General features: G+C 60.5%; 18 protein-coding genes. 13 read left to right on the plus strand and 5 right to left on the minus strand.

Features of this window, described 5'->3' with window-relative positions:
• Positions 1-141 precede the first annotated feature (141 nt).
• The 9 genes from HCU66_RS19900 (at position 142) to HCU66_RS19940 (ending at position 10805) form a co-directional block, all read left to right on the plus strand.
• The gene (locus HCU66_RS19900; RefSeq protein WP_205890115.1) at positions 142-873 is read left to right on the plus strand and encodes a response regulator; all 732 of its coding nucleotides are present in this window, start codon (positions 142-144) and stop codon (positions 871-873) included.
• Positions 863-2332, plus strand: coding sequence for an ATP-binding protein (locus HCU66_RS19905; RefSeq protein WP_205890117.1), 1470 nt, complete (start codon positions 863-865; stop codon positions 2330-2332). The genes HCU66_RS19900 and HCU66_RS19905 overlap by 11 nt, the downstream gene beginning before the upstream one ends.
• Positions 2333-2562: 230 nt before the next feature.
• On the plus strand, positions 2563-3822 hold the full coding sequence (locus tag HCU66_RS19910) for a D-mannose isomerase (protein WP_205890119.1): 1260 nt from the start codon (positions 2563-2565) through the stop codon (positions 3820-3822).
• 129 nt (positions 3823-3951) lie between these two features.
• A complete protein-coding gene (locus HCU66_RS19915; protein ID WP_205890121.1) occupies positions 3952-5253 on the plus strand; it encodes an ABC transporter substrate-binding protein in 1302 nt (433 codons plus the stop codon).
• Between the two features lie 181 nt (positions 5254-5434).
• Entirely contained in the window at positions 5435-6343 is a 909-nt protein-coding gene (locus HCU66_RS19920; RefSeq protein WP_018926470.1) for a carbohydrate ABC transporter permease, read from the plus strand.
• On the plus strand, positions 6336-7181 hold the full coding sequence (locus tag HCU66_RS19925) for a carbohydrate ABC transporter permease (protein WP_019581464.1): 846 nt from the start codon (positions 6336-6338) through the stop codon (positions 7179-7181). Before HCU66_RS19920 ends, HCU66_RS19925 begins: the two co-directional genes overlap by 8 nt.
• Before the next feature lie 2 nt (positions 7182-7183).
• Positions 7184-8344 (plus strand): ABC transporter ATP-binding protein, encoded by a 1161-nt coding sequence (locus HCU66_RS19930; protein WP_205890122.1) that lies wholly within the window; start codon positions 7184-7186, stop codon positions 8342-8344.
• A gap of 143 nt (positions 8345-8487) precedes the next feature.
• Positions 8488-9834: a carbohydrate porin gene (locus HCU66_RS19935; RefSeq protein WP_205890124.1), complete on the plus strand. Its 1347-nt coding sequence runs from the start codon at positions 8488-8490 to the stop codon at positions 9832-9834.
• A gap of 116 nt (positions 9835-9950) precedes the next feature.
• Entirely contained in the window at positions 9951-10805 is an 855-nt protein-coding gene (locus tag HCU66_RS19940) for a D-hexose-6-phosphate mutarotase (protein WP_205890126.1), read from the plus strand.
• A 111-nt stretch (positions 10806-10916) separates the two neighbouring features.
• On the opposite strand, the gene HCU66_RS19945 is transcribed toward HCU66_RS19940, so the two are convergent.
• The gene (locus HCU66_RS19945) at positions 10917-11777 is read right to left on the minus strand and encodes a MurR/RpiR family transcriptional regulator (protein WP_176466927.1); all 861 of its coding nucleotides are present in this window, start codon (positions 11775-11777) and stop codon (positions 10917-10919) included.
• 227 nt (positions 11778-12004) lie between these two features.
• Here HCU66_RS19945 and zwf point away from each other — a divergent pair, with 227 nt between their 5' ends.
• From zwf to HCU66_RS19965, 4 genes are all read left to right on the plus strand, one after another.
• Entirely contained in the window at positions 12005-13474 is a 1470-nt protein-coding gene (gene zwf, locus HCU66_RS19950) for a glucose-6-phosphate dehydrogenase (RefSeq protein WP_205890128.1), read from the plus strand.
• Complete coding sequence (gene pgl / locus HCU66_RS19955; RefSeq protein ID WP_205890130.1) at positions 13461-14174, plus strand: 6-phosphogluconolactonase; 714 nt, start codon at positions 13461-13463, stop codon at positions 14172-14174. Before zwf ends, pgl begins: the two co-directional genes overlap by 14 nt.
• Before the next feature lie 17 nt (positions 14175-14191).
• Positions 14192-14857, plus strand: coding sequence for a bifunctional 4-hydroxy-2-oxoglutarate aldolase/2-dehydro-3-deoxy-phosphogluconate aldolase (locus HCU66_RS19960; protein ID WP_205890132.1), 666 nt, complete (start codon positions 14192-14194; stop codon positions 14855-14857).
• Positions 14858-15124: 267 nt separating this feature from the next.
• Complete coding sequence (locus HCU66_RS19965; RefSeq protein WP_205890134.1) at positions 15125-15850, plus strand: intradiol ring-cleavage dioxygenase; 726 nt, start codon at positions 15125-15127, stop codon at positions 15848-15850.
• 2 nt (positions 15851-15852) lie between these two features.
• Here the strand turns inward: HCU66_RS19965 and HCU66_RS19970 are convergent, their stop codons facing one another.
• From HCU66_RS19970 to HCU66_RS19985, 4 genes are all read right to left on the minus strand, one after another.
• Positions 15853-17034 carry an aminotransferase class V-fold PLP-dependent enzyme gene (locus HCU66_RS19970; RefSeq protein WP_205890136.1) on the minus strand — a complete coding sequence of 394 codons (1182 nt, stop codon included), beginning with the start codon at positions 17032-17034 and terminating at the stop codon, positions 15853-15855.
• A gap of 25 nt (positions 17035-17059) precedes the next feature.
• Positions 17060-17296 (minus strand): DUF3820 family protein, encoded by a 237-nt coding sequence (locus HCU66_RS19975; RefSeq protein ID WP_205890224.1) that lies wholly within the window; start codon positions 17294-17296, stop codon positions 17060-17062.
• 127 nt (positions 17297-17423) lie between these two features.
• The gene (locus HCU66_RS19980; protein ID WP_205890138.1) at positions 17424-17894 is read right to left on the minus strand and encodes a MaoC family dehydratase; all 471 of its coding nucleotides are present in this window, start codon (positions 17892-17894) and stop codon (positions 17424-17426) included.
• A 42-nt stretch (positions 17895-17936) separates the two neighbouring features.
• Positions 17937-18881 carry an alpha/beta hydrolase gene (locus HCU66_RS19985; RefSeq protein WP_205890140.1) on the minus strand — a complete coding sequence of 315 codons (945 nt, stop codon included), beginning with the start codon at positions 18879-18881 and terminating at the stop codon, positions 17937-17939.
• Positions 18882-19022 lie beyond the last annotated feature (141 nt).

A 19022-nucleotide genomic window follows, 5' to 3' on the forward strand; every position in this document is an offset into this window, starting at 1 on the left:
GCGTGGGAATGCAGCCCGTGACGCTCCGCGTCACTGGACGCGGAGCGTCCCTTGAAGCATTCCCACGCAGAGCGTGGTAACGATCGAATTTACGCACGATCAGGCATAATCCTCCCCAACACAAACAACAAGGACGCCGCCGTGAGCTCAGTCAACAAGTCGATTTTGTTGGTCGATGACGATCAAGAGATACGCGAGTTGCTGGACACCTACCTGACCCGTGCCGGTTTCCAGGTCCGCACCACGCCCGATGGCGCAGGGTTTCGTCAGGCGCTGAACGAGGCGCCGAGCGATCTGGTGATCCTCGACGTGATGCTGCCGGACGAAGACGGTTTCAGCCTCTGCCGCTGGATCCGCCAGCACCCGCGCCAGGCCCATGTGCCGATCATCATGCTCACCGCCAGCTCCGACGAGGCCGACCGCGTCATTGGCCTGGAACTGGGCGCCGACGACTACCTCGGCAAACCCTTCAGCCCCCGTGAATTACAGGCGCGCATCAAAGCCCTGTTGCGCCGCGCGCAGTTCGGTCAGGAGCGTTCCGGCGGCGAAGTGCTGGCCTTCGATGACTGGCGGCTGGACATGGTCAGCCATCGGCTGTTCCACATCGACGGCGAGGAAGTGATTCTCTCTGGTGCCGATTTTGCGCTGCTGAAACTGTTCCTCGATCACCCGCAGGAAATCCTCGACCGCGACACCATCGGCAATGCCACCCGTGGCCGTGACCTGATGCCGCTCGATCGCATTGTCGACATGGCGGTCAGCCGGTTGCGCCAGCGCCTGCGTGACACCGAAAAGCCGCCGCGGCTGATCCGTACCGTGCGTGGCAGTGGCTACCAACTGGCAGCCAACGTGGTTGCCGGCAATGGCCACTGAGTTCCTGCGCAAGCTCGCCGGGCGCGTGCCCGTGCCGCGCTCGCTGCTCGGGCGCATGTTGCTGCTGACCTTGCTGGCGGTGCTGTTTGCCCAGGCGCTGTCGAGCGTGATCTGGGTCTCGCAATTGCGCGCCACCCAGCTCGAAGGCCTGGTTACCAGCGCCCGCAGCCTGGCCCATTCGATGACGGCCAGCGTCAGTTATTTCCGCTCGTTGCCGGTGGCGTTCAGGCCGCTGGTGCTCGACCAGTTGCGCAGCATGGGCGGCACCCGGTTCGTGGTGACCCTCAACGACAAACCCTTGGGCATGGACGTGCTGCCGATCACGCCGCGCAAAGAAGCGGTGCTCAAAGCGGTGGACGAAGTGCTGCGCCAGTCTCTGGGCCAAGACGCCGATATTTCGGTGACGTTCGTCAGCCCCGAGGATCTGCGGATCTTCAACAGCGGGCTGAAACTCGATGAATTGCCACGCTCCTGGGCGCACTACGCGTTGACCCTGGAGCCAGTGAACCCACCGGTGCTGGTCACGCAAATCCAGATGGCGCCGGGGGAATGGTTGTACATCGCGTCTTTGCTGCCCGAGCCCTACACCAGCCTGGAGGAGCAAGGCTTACCGGCGCAGCAAGTCTGGTTCATTGTCCTCACCAGCGGCTTCTTGCTGTTGTTCATCGGCTTGTTGGTGCACTGGCAGAGCCGACCGCTCAAGCGATTGGCGCGGGCGGCGCGGGACATGTCCTTGGGCGCCGATGTCGAACCGGTCGCTCAGGGTGGCGGCAGTGAAGTGGTGGAAGTCGGTCGCGCGTTCAATGCGATGCGTGAACGCATCAGCCGTTACCTGACCGAGCGCAGCCAGTTGTTCAGCGCGATTTCCCATGACTTGCGCACGCCGATCACCCGGTTGCGACTGCGGGTCGAATTGCTCGAAGACGAAAAGCTGCAAGCCAAATTCGGTCGCGATCTGGATGAGCTGGAGTTGCTGGTCAAGGGCGCGTTGCAATGCGTGAAAGACACCGACATCCACGAAAACATCGAGCCGGTGGATCTCAATCATGTGCTCGACTGTCTGGTAGAGCCGTATCTGGCGCCTAACGGTAACGGCCGCGTGACTCAGCAGGGGCGGGCGTTGGCGCCGTATCCCGGCAAGCCGTTGGCGCTCAAGCGCTGCATCGGCAACCTGATCGACAATGCCTTGAAGTACGGGCAGAACGCGCATCTACACATCGATGATGACGAGAGCGCGTTTGTCCTGCATGTCGACGACGAAGGCCCGGGTGTGCCGGAGCAGCGGCTGGAGCAAGTGTTCGAGCCGCATTTCCGCCTGGCCGGGCAGCAGCAGGGTTATGGCCTGGGGCTGGGGATCGCGCGCAACATTGCCCATAGCCATGGCGGTGAAGTCAGCCTGCAAAACCTGCGCGAAGGCGGGTTGCGGGTGACGTTGCAGTTGCCGCGCTCGGTGGATTGAAAGCGACCCTGTGGCGAGGGGGCTTGCCCCCGTTGGGGCGCGGAGCGGCCCTGAAAGAGGGACCGCTGCGCAGTCCAACGGGGGCAAGCCCCCTCGCCACAAATAACCACTCACTTCAAAATTGGGGCGAATGTCACAGGTCGGTGACATAACGCTCCCCCTTCGTTACCTGCCCGCCACCGACCGTTGTTTAGACTGGTCCCAGTCATAACAACAAAAAAAGGTATCGCATGGACACCTTCCAACCCGCCTTCAGCAGTTGGCTGAACGCGCCTGCCCATCAGCAATGGCTGGCCGCCGAAGGCCTGCGCCTGTTGGCGTTTGCCAAGGCTTCAAAGCTTGCCGAAGGTTTCGGCAATCTTGATGAAAAGGGTCGCCTTCCAGTCAACGTGCAAGCCGAGACCATGAACACCGCGCGCATGACCCACAGCTTCGCCATGGCCCATATCCAGGGCTTGCCGGGGTTCGCCGAGTTGGTGGATCACGGCATCAAAGCCCTTAGCGGGCCGCTGCGTGACGCCGAACACGGCGGTTGGTTCGCCACGCCCGAACACCGTGATGGCAATACCGACAAAGCCGCTTACCTGCATGCCTTCGTGGCGCTGGCCGCGAGTTCTGCGGTGGTCGCTCAACGTCCCGGTGCGCAAGCCTTGCTCGACGAGGCGATCCACATCATCGACAGCCATTTCTGGAGCGAGGAGGAGGGCGCCTTGCGCGAATCCTTCAACCGCGACTGGAGCGAAGAGCAAGCCTATCGTGGCGCCAACAGCAACATGCACGGCACCGAAGCCTTCCTCGCCCTGGCCGATGTCACCGAGGACAACCGCTGGCTGATTCGCGCGCAGCGCATCGTTGAGCGTGTCATTCACGATCATGCTGCCGCCAACGATTACCTGGTGATCGAGCATTTCGATCGCGACTGGCAGCCGCTGCGCGACTACAACCACGACAACCCGGCCGATGGTTTTCGCCCTTACGGCACCACGCCGGGCCATGGTTTCGAATGGGCGCGGCTGTTGTTGCACCTAGAAGCTGCGCGGGTACAGGCCGGGATGCTCACGCCGGGCTGGCTCGCCACCGATGCGCAAAAACTCTTCGAGCATAATTGCCGTCACGGTTGGGACGTCGACGGTGCGCCGGGCATTGTCTACACCCTTGACTGGGACAATCGCGCGGTGGTTCGCCATCGTTTGCACTGGACGCATTGCGAAGCCAGCGCCGCCGCCAGTGCGCTGCTCAAACGCACCGGTGACGAGCAATACGAGCGCTGGTACCGACTGTTCTGGGAATTCTGTGACCGTCATTTCATCGACCGCTGTGACGGCAGCTGGCATCACGAACTCGATCCGCTGAACCGTCCGAGCGCCGATATCTGGGCCGGCAAACCCGACCTGTATCACGCCTGGCAAGCCGTATTGATCCCGCGCCTGCCGTTGGCGCCGAGCATGGCCACTGCGCTGGGGCAGTTGTCCCAGAGCGCTGCTGTGTAACCAGCTATGTAACCATATAGTGACATTCGCGCGTCCCTTCGTTACCTGCGAAGGGGCATCCCCTGTTTAGAATCCTATGCAGCGCAAGCACCAGACTTGCATGCATAACAACAAGAAAGGTACTACTAGATGAATGCGATTTCTCGCCTCGCTACTGTCATTTCTCTCGCCTCACTGCTTCCTGTTGCAGCATTCCCCGTCAGTGCCCTTGCCGCCGATTCCAAAGGTTCGGTGGAAGTCGTTCACTGGTGGACGTCTGGTGGTGAAAAAGCCGCGGTCGATGTGCTCAAGGCTCAAGTCGAAAAAGACGGCTTTACCTGGAAAGACGGCGCAGTCGCCGGCGGTGGCGGTGCCACGGCCATGACCGTACTCAAAAGCCGCGCCGTGGCCGGTAACCCGCCGGGCGTAGCGCAGATCAAAGGTCCGGACATTCAGGAATGGGCGTCTACCGGCCTGCTCGATACCGACGTCTTGAAAGACGCTGCCAAAACTGAGAAGTGGGACAGCCTGCTCGACAAGAAAGTCTCCGATACCGTGAAGTACGACGGTAACTATGTGGCCGTGCCGGTGAACATTCACCGCGTCAACTGGTTGTGGATCAACCCGGAAGTCTTCAAGAAAGCCGGCATTGAAAAAGCGCCAACCACCCTTCAGGAATTCTACGCGGCCGGTGACAAGCTCAAGGCTGCGGGCTTCATCGCGCTGGCCCACGGCGGCCAGCCTTGGCAGGACAGCACCGTGTTCGAAGCGGTGGTCCTGTCGGTCATGGGCGTCGATGGCTACAAGAAAGCCCTGGTCGATCTGGACAACGCGGCGCTGACCGGCCCTGACATGGTCAAGGCGCTGACCGAACTGAAGAAAGTCGCGACCTACATGGACGCCGACGGCAAAGGCCAGGACTGGAACCTGGAGGCGGCCAAGGTCATCAACGGCAAGGCCGGCATGCAGATCATGGGTGACTGGGCCAAGAGCGAGTGGACAGCGGCCAAGAAAGTCGCTGGCAAGGATTACGAGTGCGTAGCCTTCCCGGGCACCGATAAGGCCTTCACCTACAACATCGACTCGCTGGCCGTGTTCAAGCAGAAAGACAAGGGCACTGCTGCAGCTCAGCAGGACATTGCCAAGATCGTGCTGGGTGAGAACTTCCAGAAAGTCTTCAGCATCAACAAGGGCTCGATCCCGGTTCGAAACGACATGCTGAGCGACATGGGCAAGTACGGTTTCGACTCCTGCGCCCAGACGGCTGCCAAAGACTTCCTGGCGGACGCCAAGTCCGGTGGCTTGCAGCCGAGCATGGCGCACAACATGGCGACCACGCTGGCGGTACAGGGGGCTTTCTTTGATGTCGTGACCAACTTCATCAACGATCCGAAAGCCGATCCTGCCACTGCCGCCAAGCAACTCGGCACTGCCATTAAAGCGGCCAAGTAACCGTTAGCCGCGCCCCCCCTGTGGGAGGGATTTTGTGGGAGCCGGGCTTGCCCGCGATGCAGACACCTCGGTTTATCAGTTGCACCGAGGTGATGCCATCGCAGGCAAGCCAGCTCCCACAGAAGGCCGCTCCTACAAGGGGAAGCGCTTGTAATCCTTTCTCTTCGTACTGGATCTTCCCATGAGTTCTGTTGCTGTGTTCAGCAAGGCCTCGCCGTTCGATGCACTGCAGCGCTGGCTCCCCAAGCTGGTGCTGGCGCCGAGCATGTTCATTGTTCTGGTGGGGTTCTATGGCTATATCCTGTGGACCTTCGTCCTGTCGTTCACCACTTCGACTTTCCTGCCGACTTACAAATGGGCGGGTCTGGCGCAGTACCAGCGGCTGTTCGACAACGATCGCTGGTGGGTAGCGAGCAAGAACCTGGCGCTTTTCGGCGGCATGTTCATCGGCATCACCCTGGTGATCGGTGTGTTGCTGGCGGTGTTTCTTGATCAGCGCATTCGTCGCGAAGGTTTCATTCGCACCATTTACCTGTACCCGATGGCGCTTTCGATGATCGTCACCGGTACCGCCTGGAAGTGGCTGCTCAACCCGGGCATGGGCCTGGACAAATTGCTGCGTGACTGGGGCTGGGAAGGCTTTCGCCTGGACTGGCTGATCGATCCGGATCGCGTTGTGTACTGCCTGGTGATCGCGGCGGTATGGCAAGCCTCGGGCTTCATCATGGCGATGTTCCTCGCCGGTCTGCGTGGCGTTGATCAATCGATCATCCGTGCTGCCCAGATCGATGGCGCGAGCATGCCGCGCATTTACCTGAAGGTGGTGTTGCCGAGCCTGCGCCCGGTGTTCTTCAGCGCAGTGATGATCCTGGCCCACATCGCTATCAAGAGTTTCGACCTGGTGGCGGCAATGACCGCCGGTGGTCCGGGTTATTCCTCCGATCTGCCTGCGATGTTCATGTATTCCTTCACCTTCAGTCGCGGCCAAATGGGCATGGGCTCGGCCAGTGCGATTCTGATGCTCGGTGCGATTCTCGCGATCATCGTGCCTTACCTGTACTCCGAGCTGAGGGCCAAACGTCATGACTAGTTTCGCTGCCAAACCTGCCATCAGCCTGAGTCGCATCGCGATCTATGGCGTGCTGCTCCTTGCGGTATTGCTGTACCTGATACCGCTGGTGGTCATGCTGTTGACCAGTTTCAAGACGCCGGAAGACATCAACTCCGGCAACCTGCTGAGCTGGCCGACCGTGGTCAGCGGTATTGGCTGGATCAAGGCCTGGGGCACGGTTGACGGGTACTTCTGGAACTCGATCAAGATCACCGTTCCGGCGGTAATGATCTCCACGGCCATCGGTGCGTTGAACGGCTATGTGCTGTCGATGTGGCGCTTTCGCGGGTCGCAGTTGTTCTTCGGCCTGCTGCTGTTCGGTTGCTTCCTGCCATTCCAGACGGTCCTGCTGCCGGCCTCGTTCACCCTCGGCAAGATGGGCCTGGCCAGCACAACGACAGGCCTGGTGTTCGTGCACGTGGTCTACGGCCTGGCGTTCACCACGCTGTTTTTCCGTAACTACTACGTCAGCGTTCCCGATGCACTGGTGAAAGCGGCGCGGCTCGATGGCGCGGGGTTCTTCACCATCTTCCGCTTGATCATCCTGCCGATGTCCACCCCGATCATCATGGTCTGCCTGATCTGGCAGTTCACCCAGATCTGGAACGACTTCCTGTTCGGCGTGGTGTTCTCAAGCGGTGACTCGCAACCCATTACGGTGGCGTTGAACAACTTGGTCAACACCAGTACCGGGGCCAAGGAATACAACGTTGATATGGCGGCGGCGATGATCGCCGGGCTGCCGACCCTGCTGGTCTATGTGGTCGCAGGTAAGTATTTCGTGCGCGGGCTGACGGCCGGCGCAGTCAAGGGGTAATCATGGCTACGCTCGAACTTCGCAATGTAAACAAAACCTATGGCCCCGGCCTGCCGGACACCCTCAAGAACATCGAGCTGTCGATCAAGGACGGTGAATTCCTGATTCTTGTGGGCCCTTCGGGTTGCGGTAAATCGACCCTGATGAATTGCATCGCCGGCCTTGAGACCATCACCGGCGGCGCGATCATGATCGGTGACCAGGACGTCAGCGGCATGAGCCCCAAAGACCGCGACATCGCCATGGTGTTCCAGTCCTACGCGCTCTACCCGACCATGAGCGTGCGCGAAAATATCGCGTTCGGTTTGAAGATCCGCAAGATGCCTGCCGCCGACATCGACGCGGAAGTCGCTCGCGTGGCCAAGCTGTTGCAAATCGAACACCTGCTCAACCGCAAGCCGGGCCAGCTCTCCGGTGGCCAGCAACAGCGCGTGGCCATGGGCCGGGCGTTGGCGCGTCGGCCGAAGATCTACCTGTTCGACGAACCGCTGTCCAACCTCGACGCCAAGCTGCGGGTCGAGATGCGCACCGAAATGAAACTGATGCACCAGCGTCTGAAAACCACCACGGTCTACGTGACCCACGACCAGATCGAAGCGATGACCCTGGGCGACAAAGTGGCGGTGATGAAGGACGGGATCATCCAGCAGTTCGGCACGCCGAAAGACATCTACAACAACCCGGCCAACCTGTTCGTGGCGAGCTTCATCGGTTCGCCGCCGATGAACTTCATCCCCCTGCGTTTGCAGCGCAAGGACGGTCGCCTGTTGGCACTGCTCGACAGCGGTCAGGCGCGCTGCGAATTGCCGCTGGGCATGCAGGACGCCGGGCTCGAAGACCGCGAAGTGATCCTCGGCATGCGCCCGGAGCAAATCGTGCTGGCGAACGGCGAAGCCAACGGCCTGCCGACCATCCGCGCCGAAGTGCAGGTCACCGAACCGACCGGTCCCGACACCCTGGTGTTCGTCAATCTCAACGACACCAAAGTCTGCTGCCGCCTGGCACCGGACGTCGCGCCGGCCGTGGGCGAGACTCTGACGCTGCAATTCGATCCATCGAAAGTGCTGCTGTTCGATGCCAAGACCGGTGAGCGCCTGGGCGTTGCTGGCTTGCCGAAAACCGAAGCTCACAGTGCCAACGTGACCCAGTTCAAAGGCCGCTGAAGATCAGAAAGGTGGGAGCGGCAGTGCGGCGATCCGACTTGCTCCCACAGGGGGGATTCGCGGCGGATGGCTACATCCGCCGCAATCGTTGTAAACCGCGTTAGATAAAAACAGTTAATAACAATAAAGACGAGGATGTAGGGATGAAGAAGAACAACAACGCTCAGCTAATCTGCCAGTTGTCTGCGATTGCGGCGATGTGTCTGGCGAGCAGTGTGCATGCTGCTGAAGCGTTCAGCTCCGAGTCGCCATGGATGACCGGGGATTGGGGTGGCGAGCGGACCAGGCTGATTGAGCAAGGTATCGACATCAAGGCCGACTACGTCGGTGAAGTGGGCGCCAACCTGCATGGTGGCTACAACGACGACAAGACCGCACGTTACGCCGATCAGTTCGGCCTGGGCGTGGCGCTGGACCTGGAAAAGCTGTGGGGCTGGGATAACACCCAGGCCAAGATCCAACTCACCAACCGTAACGGCGAGAACATCTCCAATGACCGTGTCGGCGACCCGCGTGCCGGCACCTTGAGCTCCTCGCAGGAAGTCTACGGCCGTGGCCACATGGTCCGTTTGACCCAGTTGTGGATCAAGCACCAGTTCCTCGACAATAAACTGGACGTCAAAGCCGGTTACTTCGGCGAAGGCGAAGACTTCAACACCTTCCCGTGTGAGTTCCAGAACCTGGCGTTCTGTGGTTCCCAGGCGGGTAACTGGGCGACCGGTATCTGGTACAACTGGCCGGTCATGCAGGCAGCGATTCGCGTGAAGTACAACATCACGCCTGAACTCTATGCGCAGATCGGCGCGTACAACCAGAACCCATCGCAACTTGAGCACGGTAACGGCTTCAAGCTCAGCGGCAGCGGTACCAAGGGCACCGTCTTGCCGGTTGAATTGGTCTGGTCACCGAAGGTCAACAACCTGCCCGGCGAATACCGTGTCGGTTACTACAAGAGTACTGCCGACGCCGATGACGTCCGTGAAGATGCCAACGGCGATGATGCAGCTACCACCGGCAACGCCTATCGCAGCCACGATAGCAAGCACGGCTACTGGTTCGTGGCGCAGCAACAACTCACCACCCACAACGGTGATGCTTCACGCGGTCTGAACATTGCGGCCAACGCCACCTTCCACGACAAGGACACCAACTTCGTCGACAACTACCAGTCGCTGATGTTTGTGTACAAGGGCCCGTTTGATGCGCGTCCAAAAGACGACGTCGGGATCGGTTTCGCCCGTATCCATGTCAACGATGACGTGAAGAAAAACGCCGAATTGGTCAACGCCGCCAATGGTGTCAGTGACTACAACGATCCGCTGTTCTCGCCACTGCGCAGCACTGAGTACAACTACGAGATCAACTACGGTTTCCACGTTACCAACTGGCTGACGGTGCGTCCAAACCTGCAATACATCACTCACCCAGGCGGTGTGGATGAAGTCGACAACGCGCTGGTCGCCGGTCTGAAAATTCAGTCGGTGTTCTAACGCTGTTGCGATAAGCTCCTCTCTATGTGCGCATTTTTGCGGACGGCCATGGCTGTCCGCTTTTTTTTGGGGGTGGCGCACCCTCGGGTGATAGATGATTTTCAGGACCGTGGCACATGCTTGAGCATCCGCTACAACGCTTCTTCAAATCCTTGCGCGAACGTCCGCTGTTTGCGTGGGAGCGCTATCAGATGCGCGACGTGCTGGTGATTGATCATCCGCTGTGTCAGGCGGTGTTCAGTCGTCAGGGCGCGCAGTTGCTGCACTTCCAGCCAAAGGGTCAGAAACCCTGGCTGTGGTGCGCGGCGAAATGGCCTCACGTCGGTGCGATTCGCGGCGGCGTGCCGGTGTGCTGGCCATGGTATGGCCGCCACCCAAGCGAAAACGCCTGGCCGTCCCATGGCTGGGCGCGCCTGCTCGACTGGAAATTGCTCGACAGCAGCAGTGACGACGATGGCGTGCGCCTGCACTGGCAATTACAGCTGTGCGACTGGCAAGTGGACTTGCACGCCCATCTGGGCGAACGCATGGATTTACACCTGAGTACCGAGCATCAGGACGACATGCCGTGCCAGTTGAGCCAGGCGTTGCATGCCTATTGGCGTATTGGCGACGTCGGTGAGGTAGCGCTGTCTGGGCTCGAGGGAGCGCAAGGTTACGACCAGTTGAACCGCCAGGTTTGCCAGCAGGAAGGCGAGTTGCGGGTCGACGGTGGATGTCAGCGCGTGTTCCAGCATGACGGCGAATTGCAGCTCAAGGACCATGCCTGGCAGCGGGAACTGTGCATCGACACCGGTGACCATGCGGACACGGTGGTCTGGCATCCCGGCTCGCGGCCATTGCTGGGGGTGAGCTGGAACGAGATTTCAGAGTTTGTCTGTGTGGAAGCGGCCAGCGGCGGCACCGACAGCCTGTGCCTGGCACCGGGGGAGCGGGCGCATTTGAGTTTGCAGGCGCGGGTTGGGGCGTAATGATCATTCCCACGCTCTGCGTGGGAATGCCTCAAGGGACGCTCCGTGTCCAGTGACGCGGAGCGTCACGGGCTGCGTTCCCACGCAGAGCGTGGGAACGATCGGCGTGGGTTAACTAAACTCATCGCCAATCGGATACCGACTGGCATTCAGGCTTTCCTTGATCTTGCGCAAATGCGGCTGGAAATCCACGCCCCGGCGCAGGGTCATGCCGGTGGCGAGCACATCGAGCACGGTCAGCTGAATGATCCGCGAGGTCATCGGCATGTAAATGTCGGTGTCTTCCGGCAACGGAATGTTCAGGCTCAAGGTACTGGCCTTGGCCAGCGGCGAACCCTCGGCCGTCAGCCCCAGTACCGAAGCGCCGTTTTCCCGGGCGATGCGCGCCACTTCCACCAGTTCGCGGGTGCGACCGGTGTAGGAAATGATCACGAACAACTCACCGGTATGGGCTACCGAGGCAATCATGCGCTGCATCAGCACATCGGCATGGGCGGTGACGGCGAGGTTGAAGCGGAAGAACTTGTGCTGCGCATCCAGCGCCACCGGGGCCGAGGCGCCGAGGCCGAAGAAGTGGATCTGCCGGGCCTGGATCAACAGGTCGACGGCGCGGCTGATCAGGTTCGGGTCGAGGGCCTGGCAGGCGCTGTCCAGGGAGGCGATGGCGCTGCCGAAGATTTTCTGGGTGTAGGCTTCCGGGTTGTCGTCGGCTTCCACCGCGCGGCTGACATACGCCGCGCCACTGGCCAGGCTCTGGGCCAGTTGCAGTTTCAGTTCAGGGTAACCGCTGACACCGAACGAGCGGCAGAAACGGTTGACCGTCGGCTCACTGACCGACGCGGCCTGGGCGAGGGCGGCGATGCTGAAGCGCGTAGCCTGCTGTGGGTTGAGCAGGATCACTTCGGCGACTTTGCGTTCTGCCTTGTTCAGGTCTTCAAGGCGATTCTGGATTTGCTCCAGTAAATTTCGCACGCGGTCCATATGGGGTTCCTAAATTCACCTGCGCAAACAAGCGCTCGGCTATGCAAATTGGGCCTTTGGTACAGCCCATAACGGTGGCCTATCCTACTGATGGCTCCGACCGACCACCACTCGGAATCTATATTTTGCGAAAATGTTGTGTTTATTACTACATTTTCCCTTGAATGATGCCTTGAAAAAAGGTATTTGTAGCTTAACTTGATAAAAGAACAAACATCATGCCTTCGATTACGGTTGAACCGTGCACCTTTGCCTTGTTCGGCGCTCTCGGCGATCTCGCCTTGCGCAAGCTGTTTCCTGCCCTTTATCAACTCGATGGCGCCAGCCTGCTTCATGAGGATACGCGCATTATCGCGCTGGCCCGTGAACCCGGCAGCGAGCAACAGCACCTGGCGTTCATCGCCACCGAGCTGCGCCGTTACGTGGGCGCCAAAGAGCTGGATGAAGGCGTGCTCGAGCGCTTCCTGGCCCGTTTGAGCTACCTGCACGTCGACTTCCTCAAGGCTGACGATTACGTCGCCCTGGCCGAGCAGGCAGGCAGCGCCCAGCGGGTGATTGCCTACTTCGCCACGCCGGCAGCGGTTTACGGCGCTATTTGCGAGAACCTGTCAAAGGTCGGCCTGGCCGAAAACACCCGCGTGGTGCTGGAAAAACCCATCGGTTCGGACCTGGAATCCTCGCGCAAGGTCAACGACGCCGTGGCGCAGTTCTTCCCGGAGAACCGCACCTACCGCATCGACCACTACCTGGGCAAAGAGACCGTACAGAACCTGATTGCCCTGCGTTTCGCCAACAGCCTGTTCGAAACCCAGTGGAACCAGAATTACATCTCCCACGTGGAAATCACCGTGGCCGAGCAGGTCGGGATCGAAGGCCGCTGGGGTTACTTCGACAAGGCCGGGCAACTGCGGGACATGATCCAGAATCACCTGCTGCAGTTGCTGTGCCTGATCGCCATGGACCCGCCGGCCGACTTGTCCGCCGACAGCATCCGCGACGAGAAAGTCAAAGTCCTCAAGGCGCTGGCACCGATCAGCCCGGAAGGCCTGAGCACTCAGGTGGTGCGCGGCCAGTACATCGCCGGCCACAGCGAAGGCAAATCGGTGCCCGGGTATCTGGAAGAGCCTAACTCCAACACCCAGAGCGACACCGAAACCTTCGTCGCCCTGCGTGCCGACATTCGTAACTGGCGCTGGGCCGGCGTGCCGTTTTACCTGCGCACCGGCAAGCGCATGCCGCAAAAGCTGTCGCAGATCGTCATCCACTTCAAGGAGCCGTCGCACTACATCTTCGCCCCCGAGCAGCGCTTGCAGATCAGCAACAAACTGATCATCCGCCTGCAACCGGACGAAGGCATTTCCTTGCGCGTGATGACCAAAGAGCAAGGCCTGGACAAGGGCATGCAGCTGCGCAGCGGTCCGTTGCAGTTGAATTTTTCCGACACCTGGCGCAGCGCACGGATTCCCGATGCCTACGAGCGGTTGTTGCTGGAAGTGATGCGCGGCAATCAGAACCTGTTTGTCCGTAAAGATGAAATCGAAGCCGCGTGGAAATGGTGTGACCAGTTGATCGCCGGGTGGAAAAAGTCCGGTGATGCACCCAAGCCGTACGCGGCCGGGTCCTGGGGGCCGATGAGCTCCATTGCACTGATCACGCGGGACGGGAGGTCGTGGTATGGCGATATCTGAATTGAAACTGCCTCAGGGCGTCAGCGCCCATGAGTTCAAAAGCCCGGTGCTGCTGGCCGAAGGCCTGGCATTGGCGGTGGCCGGACAACTGAGCGACGCGATTGCCGCTAAAGGCACCGCGACACTGGTGGTGTCCGGTGGGCGCAGCCCGGTGGCGTTCTTCCAGCACCTGGTCAAGCAGGCGCTGGACTGGTCGAAGGTGGTGGTCAGCCTGGCTGACGAGCGCTGGGTGCCGGTGGAACATGCCGACAGCAATGCCGGTCTGCTCAAGCGTTACCTGTTGCAAGGCCCGGCGGCCAAGGCCCAGTTCCTGAGCCTCTACAGTGCCACCGCCAACCTGGAACAGGCCGCTGAGCAGGCGGATCGCTTGCTCGGCGAATTGCCCGCGATCGACGTGCTGGTGCTGGGCATGGGCGACGACGGTCACACCGCGTCACTGTTCCCCAACAGCCCGAACCTGGCCGACGCCTTGAAAATCGACGGTACCCGTCGCTGCTGGCCGATGCTGGCGCCGACCGTGCCCCATCAGCGCCTGACCATGAGTCGCGCGCTGCTGGCTTCAGCCAGGCACACCGTTCTCTCGATTTCCGGTCAGTCCAAGCTGACCACCCTGAGCGCCGCAGTAGCCGGTGACGATGTCGCCGCCATGCCGATTCGGGCGTTTCTGCAACCCACGTTAGAGATTTACTGGTGCCCATGAACCAAGGATCAGCCGCTATGACAAACACATTCCCGACCGTTTCCATGGCGGACAAAGTTGCCCTGATCGACAGCCTCTGCGCCAAGGCGCGGATCCTGCCGGTGATCACCATTGCTCGCGAACAGGACGTGCTGCCGTTGGCCGACGCCCTGGCCGCCGGTGGCCTGACGGCGCTGGAAGTGACCCTGCGTTCGCAGTTCGGTCTCAAGGCGATTCAGATCCTGCGCGAGCAGCGTCCGGAACTGGTGACTGGCGCCGGTACGGTGCTCGATCGCAGCATGCTGGCCGCTGCCGAAGCCGCCGGTTCGCAATTCATCGTGACGCCAGGCATCACCCGTGACCTGCTCGAAGCCAGTGTCGCCAGCCCGATCCCGCTGTTGCCGGGCATCAGCAACGCCTCCGGCATCATGGAAGGCTATTGCCTGGGGTATCGCCGCTTCAAGCTGTTCCCGGCGGAAGTCAGCGGCGGCGTCGCGGCCATCAAGGCCCTGGGCGGCCCGTTCGGCGAAGTTAAATTCTGCCCGACCGGCGGCGTCAGCCCGGCCAACATCAAGAGTTACATGGCGTTGAAAAACGTGATGTGCGTGGGCGGTAGCTGGATGCTTGATCCCGAGTGGATCAAGAACGGCGACTGGGCCCGCATCCAGGAGTGCACCGCCGAGGCGCTGGCCCTGCTGGACTGATCGGATTTACCGGATTTACCAAACACCTCGTTGTGTGTTCTACGGCTTTACGGTGCGCTTGGTCGGTGCACCGTTTTTTTTTGCCTGAAGAAAACTGTAGAAGCGGGCTTGCCCGCGAAAGCGGTGTGTCAGTTACCCACAACGTAGAAGATGACACCGCCTTCGCGAGCAAGCTCGCTCCTACAGGACATCATGCGATACATAGTTACCGCATCTTGTCGCACGTCCGGCGTTAACCTGCGTTCATCTTATGGAAGAGAGAACGACATGGACGACAACGCTGCAATTGCTCCCCCTCAACCGGTTTGCCAACTGTCACCTGAACAGATCGCCGGTCCGTATTTTCGAAACCCGAAGCTGATCAGACGAAACATCAGCGAAGGCATGGATGGCATCCCCTTGGTGCTGCGGCTGACGATCGTCGATGCCATGACCGGACAGCCAGTCACCGGGGCGTTGGTCGATATCTGGCATTGCAATGCACGCGGGGCGTATTCGGGCTGGAGCAAGATCGACCCGGACAAGGAGGTCGACGTGGATGCCATCGGTTCGATCCCGCGCACCGATGACGACACCTGGCTGCGTGGTGGGCAATTCACCAACAAAATGGGCATCGCGCGGTTTACCACGATTTATCCGGGGTTCTATGCCGGCCGCGCTTTGCACATTCACGTCGCCGTACGCATTACGGCCGGCAACAACTATCTGCAAGAGCGGCATGTCGCCTGGGTCGGCCAGCTTTACTTTCCTCAAGTCACATCCAGGTCGGTGCTCAACGCCCGTGAGTACAGCGGGCGCGGCACCTGTGCGCTGAGCAACGAGCAGGATGTGATCTATCAGAGCATGGGCGGCGAAGCCTCGACCTTGAGCGTCCATACCATCGGTCGAGACTCGAATGAAGACGGCTTTTTCGGGCACATGACCATCGGTGTCGATACGTTTGCGGTGTCATCGCAGATCAAACCCGAGGACTTCGACAAGTACACGGTGTGACGTCAGCGCAATTCGTTCAACGCCCGGGCCAGTACATCCATGTCCGCTGCCATGGTCATGAGCCCCGGCGTAATGCGGATGCACGGGCCACACGCCGCGCCGCTGCGCGCCACGGTAAACAGGTTGTAGTCGTTGAGCAGGCGCTCGACCAGCGCCTGTTGGTCGGCCTGCCGGGTAAAACGCATCGAGGTGATGCCGCAATACAGGCGCGGGTCATCGGGGGTCATGACTTCGATCCCCGGTAACTCCCGAACGGCATCGACCCAGCGGTTGCGCAGGTAATTGAGTCGTGCGCCCTTGGCGACGGAACCGCCCATGGTGCGATGTTCTTCGAACACCAGTGGCAGGGTCAGCAAGGCCGGAATGTTCGGGGTGCTGTACGGCGTGCGGGCGCGAATATCCGTGACCGGAAAATGCATTTCACCCATGTCCGGGTCGATATCGGCCAAGCGCTCGGGCGCGATGTAAATGAAGCCGAGGGTCAGTGGCGCACCGATCCATTTGTGCAGGTTGTAGCCGGCAAAGGCGATGCCCAGTTCATCGAGATTGAATTCAATCTGGCCCAGAGCATGGGCGCCGTCGAGGATCACATCGATACCGTGTTCCCTGGCGGCCGCGGCAATGGCCTGCACCGGCATCACCAGCCCGGTGCGATGGGTGACGTGGGTCAGGGCCATCAGCTTCAGTCGCGGATAACGTACAAAAGCATCGCGGTAGGTGGCCAGTAAGCTGTCAAAACTGGCGGGGTGCCGGTGCTCGATCTCGATCACTTCCACGCCTCGATAACGGGCCAGCCAGCGCATCGCGCCCTTGACCGTGTCGTACTCCAGATCGCACAGCAGGACCTGATCGCCCGGTTCCAGGCGATTGTAGTTGCGGATCAGCGATTGCAGGCCATCCGAGGCGTTGCGGGTGAAGGCGACGGCTTCGGCTGGTGCTCCGATCAGCTCGGCCAGCTGCGCGCGAATCGTGGCGCTTTCGCCGTGTTCGAAGCGCTGGCGCACGTGCACCGAATTGCCGCGGTTGATGAGTTCGATATTGCGCTGATATTCCTCGACCACTGTGCGCGACATGCGCCCGAAGTAACCGTTTTCCAGATTCAGTGGGCCGGGTTCGACAGCGTAGCGGTCGGCAAAGGTCTGCCAAAAGGCTTCATCGCGGGTACGGCGGGCGTTATCGGGCATGGGGCTGCTCGGTCAGAAGGGCGGGTCAGTGGCGCGGGGCGGGTTTGCCGTGTTTGGCGCGCAGCGGTTCGAGCAGTTCCGACAGGCCGTTGTGGTCGATTTCCTGCATCAAGGCCAGCAAACCGCCCAGTTCCCCGTGGGGAAAACCTTCGCGAGCAAACCAGTTCAGGTACTGGCCGGGCAGGTCGGCGATGATCCGGCCCTTGTATTTGCCGAAGGGCATTACACGGGTAATCAGCAGTTCGAGCTTTTCGGGGTTCATCATCAGTCGTCATTATTCAAAACAGTCTGGAAAATACAGGCATTTTGCATGCGAAGTCAGGCGCAGGGAGGTGAGCGATAACGCTGCATTCACTGTGGCGAGGGGGCTCGCCACAGTGACCGGTGAATCAGCCGATGCTTATTGCCGGCAGGGTAGGCAATGTCACGGTCTGTTGCTTGCGCGGCGCCAGAATTTCCGCCTCGCCATCGACCACCAGCTCATCGCGCTGGTTGAACACTCGAGTGGCGATACGCACACGGAACTTCGGCAGTTTCTCGAGAATCTCCAGGCGCACCGTCAGCGTATCGCCAATTTTCACCGGCTTCTGAAAGCTCATCGTCTGACCAATATAGATAGTCCCCGGCCCAGGCAACTCGCAAGCCACCGCCGCGCTGATCAACGCGCCGCTGAACATGCCGTGGGCAATACGCTCCTTGAACATGGAGGCGGCGGCGAACTCGGCGTCCAGGTGCACCGGGTTGTGGTCACCGGACATCGCGGCGAACAGTTGAATGTCGCGCTCTTCGACGGTCTTGCTGTAGCTGGCGCTCTGGCCGATCTCGAGGGCTTCGTAAGGGGTGTTGGTAACTTGGGTCATCTGTCTCGATTCCTGTGACGAATTAAATGAATCCACAAAAAACTATTCGGCTCTGGGTGGCCGGCGGTTGCTCAAGGCCTGGGCGATCCAGTTCAGCACGTCGGCAGTCACTTCATCGCGGTTGCTTTCATTGAACAGTTCGTGCCGGGCCTGCGGGTAAATAGTCAGGTGCAGGCTCTGGCAGCCGGCATCGCGCAGGGCGTGGGCCAGATCTTTCAGACGTTTGCCTTCGCTCACCGGATCACATTCGCCGCCAATCACCAGCAGCGGCAGGCCCGGATCGATCTGGGCGAGATTGGACGCTTTGCTGATTTGCTGCAAGCCGCCGAGCAAATCGATCCATAACTGATTGGTGCAACGAAAGCCGCAGAGCGGGTCATTGGCATATTTGTCGACTTCGGCCGGGTCGCGGCTCAGCCAGTCGAACGGCGTACGGGCCGGTTTGAACTTCTTGTTGAACGAGCCGAACGACAGCCATTCGATCAGCGCACTGCGGCCCTTGGGACCCTGGCGCAGGCGTTCGAGGCGAGCAATCTGCCGCGCTACGCGATAGAGCGCCACGGGCTGGAAGTTCGAGCCGCTGAGAATCGCCCCGTGCAGGCTGGCGCTGTGGTGCAGCAAGTAAGCCTGGGCAATGTAACTGCCCATGCTGTGGCCCAGCAGCACAATCGGCACGCCGGGATGCTGTTGGCCGATATGTTGGTTAAGGCTGGCCAGGTCGCCGACTACTTTGCACCAGCCATCATCGTCGGCGAAATGGCCCAGGGTGCCGTTTTCGGCGGTTTTGCCATGTCCACGCAGGTCCAGTGCGTAGACGCCGTAATCCTGATCACAGAACGCTTGCGCCAGACGGGCGTAGCGACCGCTGTGTTCCGCCATGCCGTGGGCCAGCAGAATCACCGCCTTGAGCGGCGCGGCCGGCAGCCACTGATTGACGAAAAGGCGGCTGCGGTCGCTCGCGGTCAGCCAGAAAGTGTCGTGGATCATGGCGATTCCTTTGCATGGGACTGCAGCAGGCATGGGCGTCGTTGCATTGTATAGCGCATCCCGCGCGCGCCGACTGATCAGGCCATGCCGGGGCAGCGAGATTCACGGGATCAATGACGACAGTGCGCATATTTGCCTGAT

The organism is Pseudomonas frederiksbergensis (assembly GCF_017114915.1).
In the GTDB taxonomy this organism is placed as follows: domain Bacteria; phylum Pseudomonadota; class Gammaproteobacteria; order Pseudomonadales; family Pseudomonadaceae; genus Aquipseudomonas; species Aquipseudomonas frederiksbergensis_I.

Bases quoted from the DNA above. Each gene is read 5' to 3' on its own strand.
- zwf (WP_205890128.1), top strand. From the start codon at position 12,005: ATGCCTTCGATTACGGTTGAACCGTGCACCTTTGCCTTGTTCGGCGCT.
- HCU66_RS19975 (WP_205890224.1), bottom strand. From the start codon at position 17,296: ATGAACCCCGAAAAGCTCGAACTGCTGATTACCCGTGTAATGCCCTTC.
- HCU66_RS19980 (WP_205890138.1), bottom strand. From the start codon at position 17,894: ATGACCCAAGTTACCAACACCCCTTACGAAGCCCTCGAGATCGGCCAG.
- HCU66_RS19965 (WP_205890134.1), top strand. From the start codon at position 15,125: ATGGACGACAACGCTGCAATTGCTCCCCCTCAACCGGTTTGCCAACTG.
- HCU66_RS19920 (WP_018926470.1), top strand. From the start codon at position 5,435: ATGAGTTCTGTTGCTGTGTTCAGCAAGGCCTCGCCGTTCGATGCACTG.
- pgl (WP_205890130.1), top strand. From the start codon at position 13,461: ATGGCGATATCTGAATTGAAACTGCCTCAGGGCGTCAGCGCCCATGAG.
- HCU66_RS19925 (WP_019581464.1), top strand. From the start codon at position 6,336: ATGACTAGTTTCGCTGCCAAACCTGCCATCAGCCTGAGTCGCATCGCG.
- HCU66_RS19935 (WP_205890124.1), top strand. From the start codon at position 8,488: ATGAAGAAGAACAACAACGCTCAGCTAATCTGCCAGTTGTCTGCGATT.
- HCU66_RS19915 (WP_205890121.1), top strand. From the start codon at position 3,952: ATGAATGCGATTTCTCGCCTCGCTACTGTCATTTCTCTCGCCTCACTG.
- HCU66_RS19940 (WP_205890126.1), top strand. From the start codon at position 9,951: ATGCTTGAGCATCCGCTACAACGCTTCTTCAAATCCTTGCGCGAACGT.
- HCU66_RS19960 (WP_205890132.1), top strand. From the start codon at position 14,192: ATGACAAACACATTCCCGACCGTTTCCATGGCGGACAAAGTTGCCCTG.
- HCU66_RS19970 (WP_205890136.1), bottom strand. From the start codon at position 17,034: ATGCCCGATAACGCCCGCCGTACCCGCGATGAAGCCTTTTGGCAGACC.
- HCU66_RS19905 (WP_205890117.1), top strand. From the start codon at position 863: ATGGCCACTGAGTTCCTGCGCAAGCTCGCCGGGCGCGTGCCCGTGCCG.
- HCU66_RS19930 (WP_205890122.1), top strand. From the start codon at position 7,184: ATGGCTACGCTCGAACTTCGCAATGTAAACAAAACCTATGGCCCCGGC.
- HCU66_RS19910 (WP_205890119.1), top strand. From the start codon at position 2,563: ATGGACACCTTCCAACCCGCCTTCAGCAGTTGGCTGAACGCGCCTGCC.
- HCU66_RS19985 (WP_205890140.1), bottom strand. From the start codon at position 18,881: ATGATCCACGACACTTTCTGGCTGACCGCGAGCGACCGCAGCCGCCTT.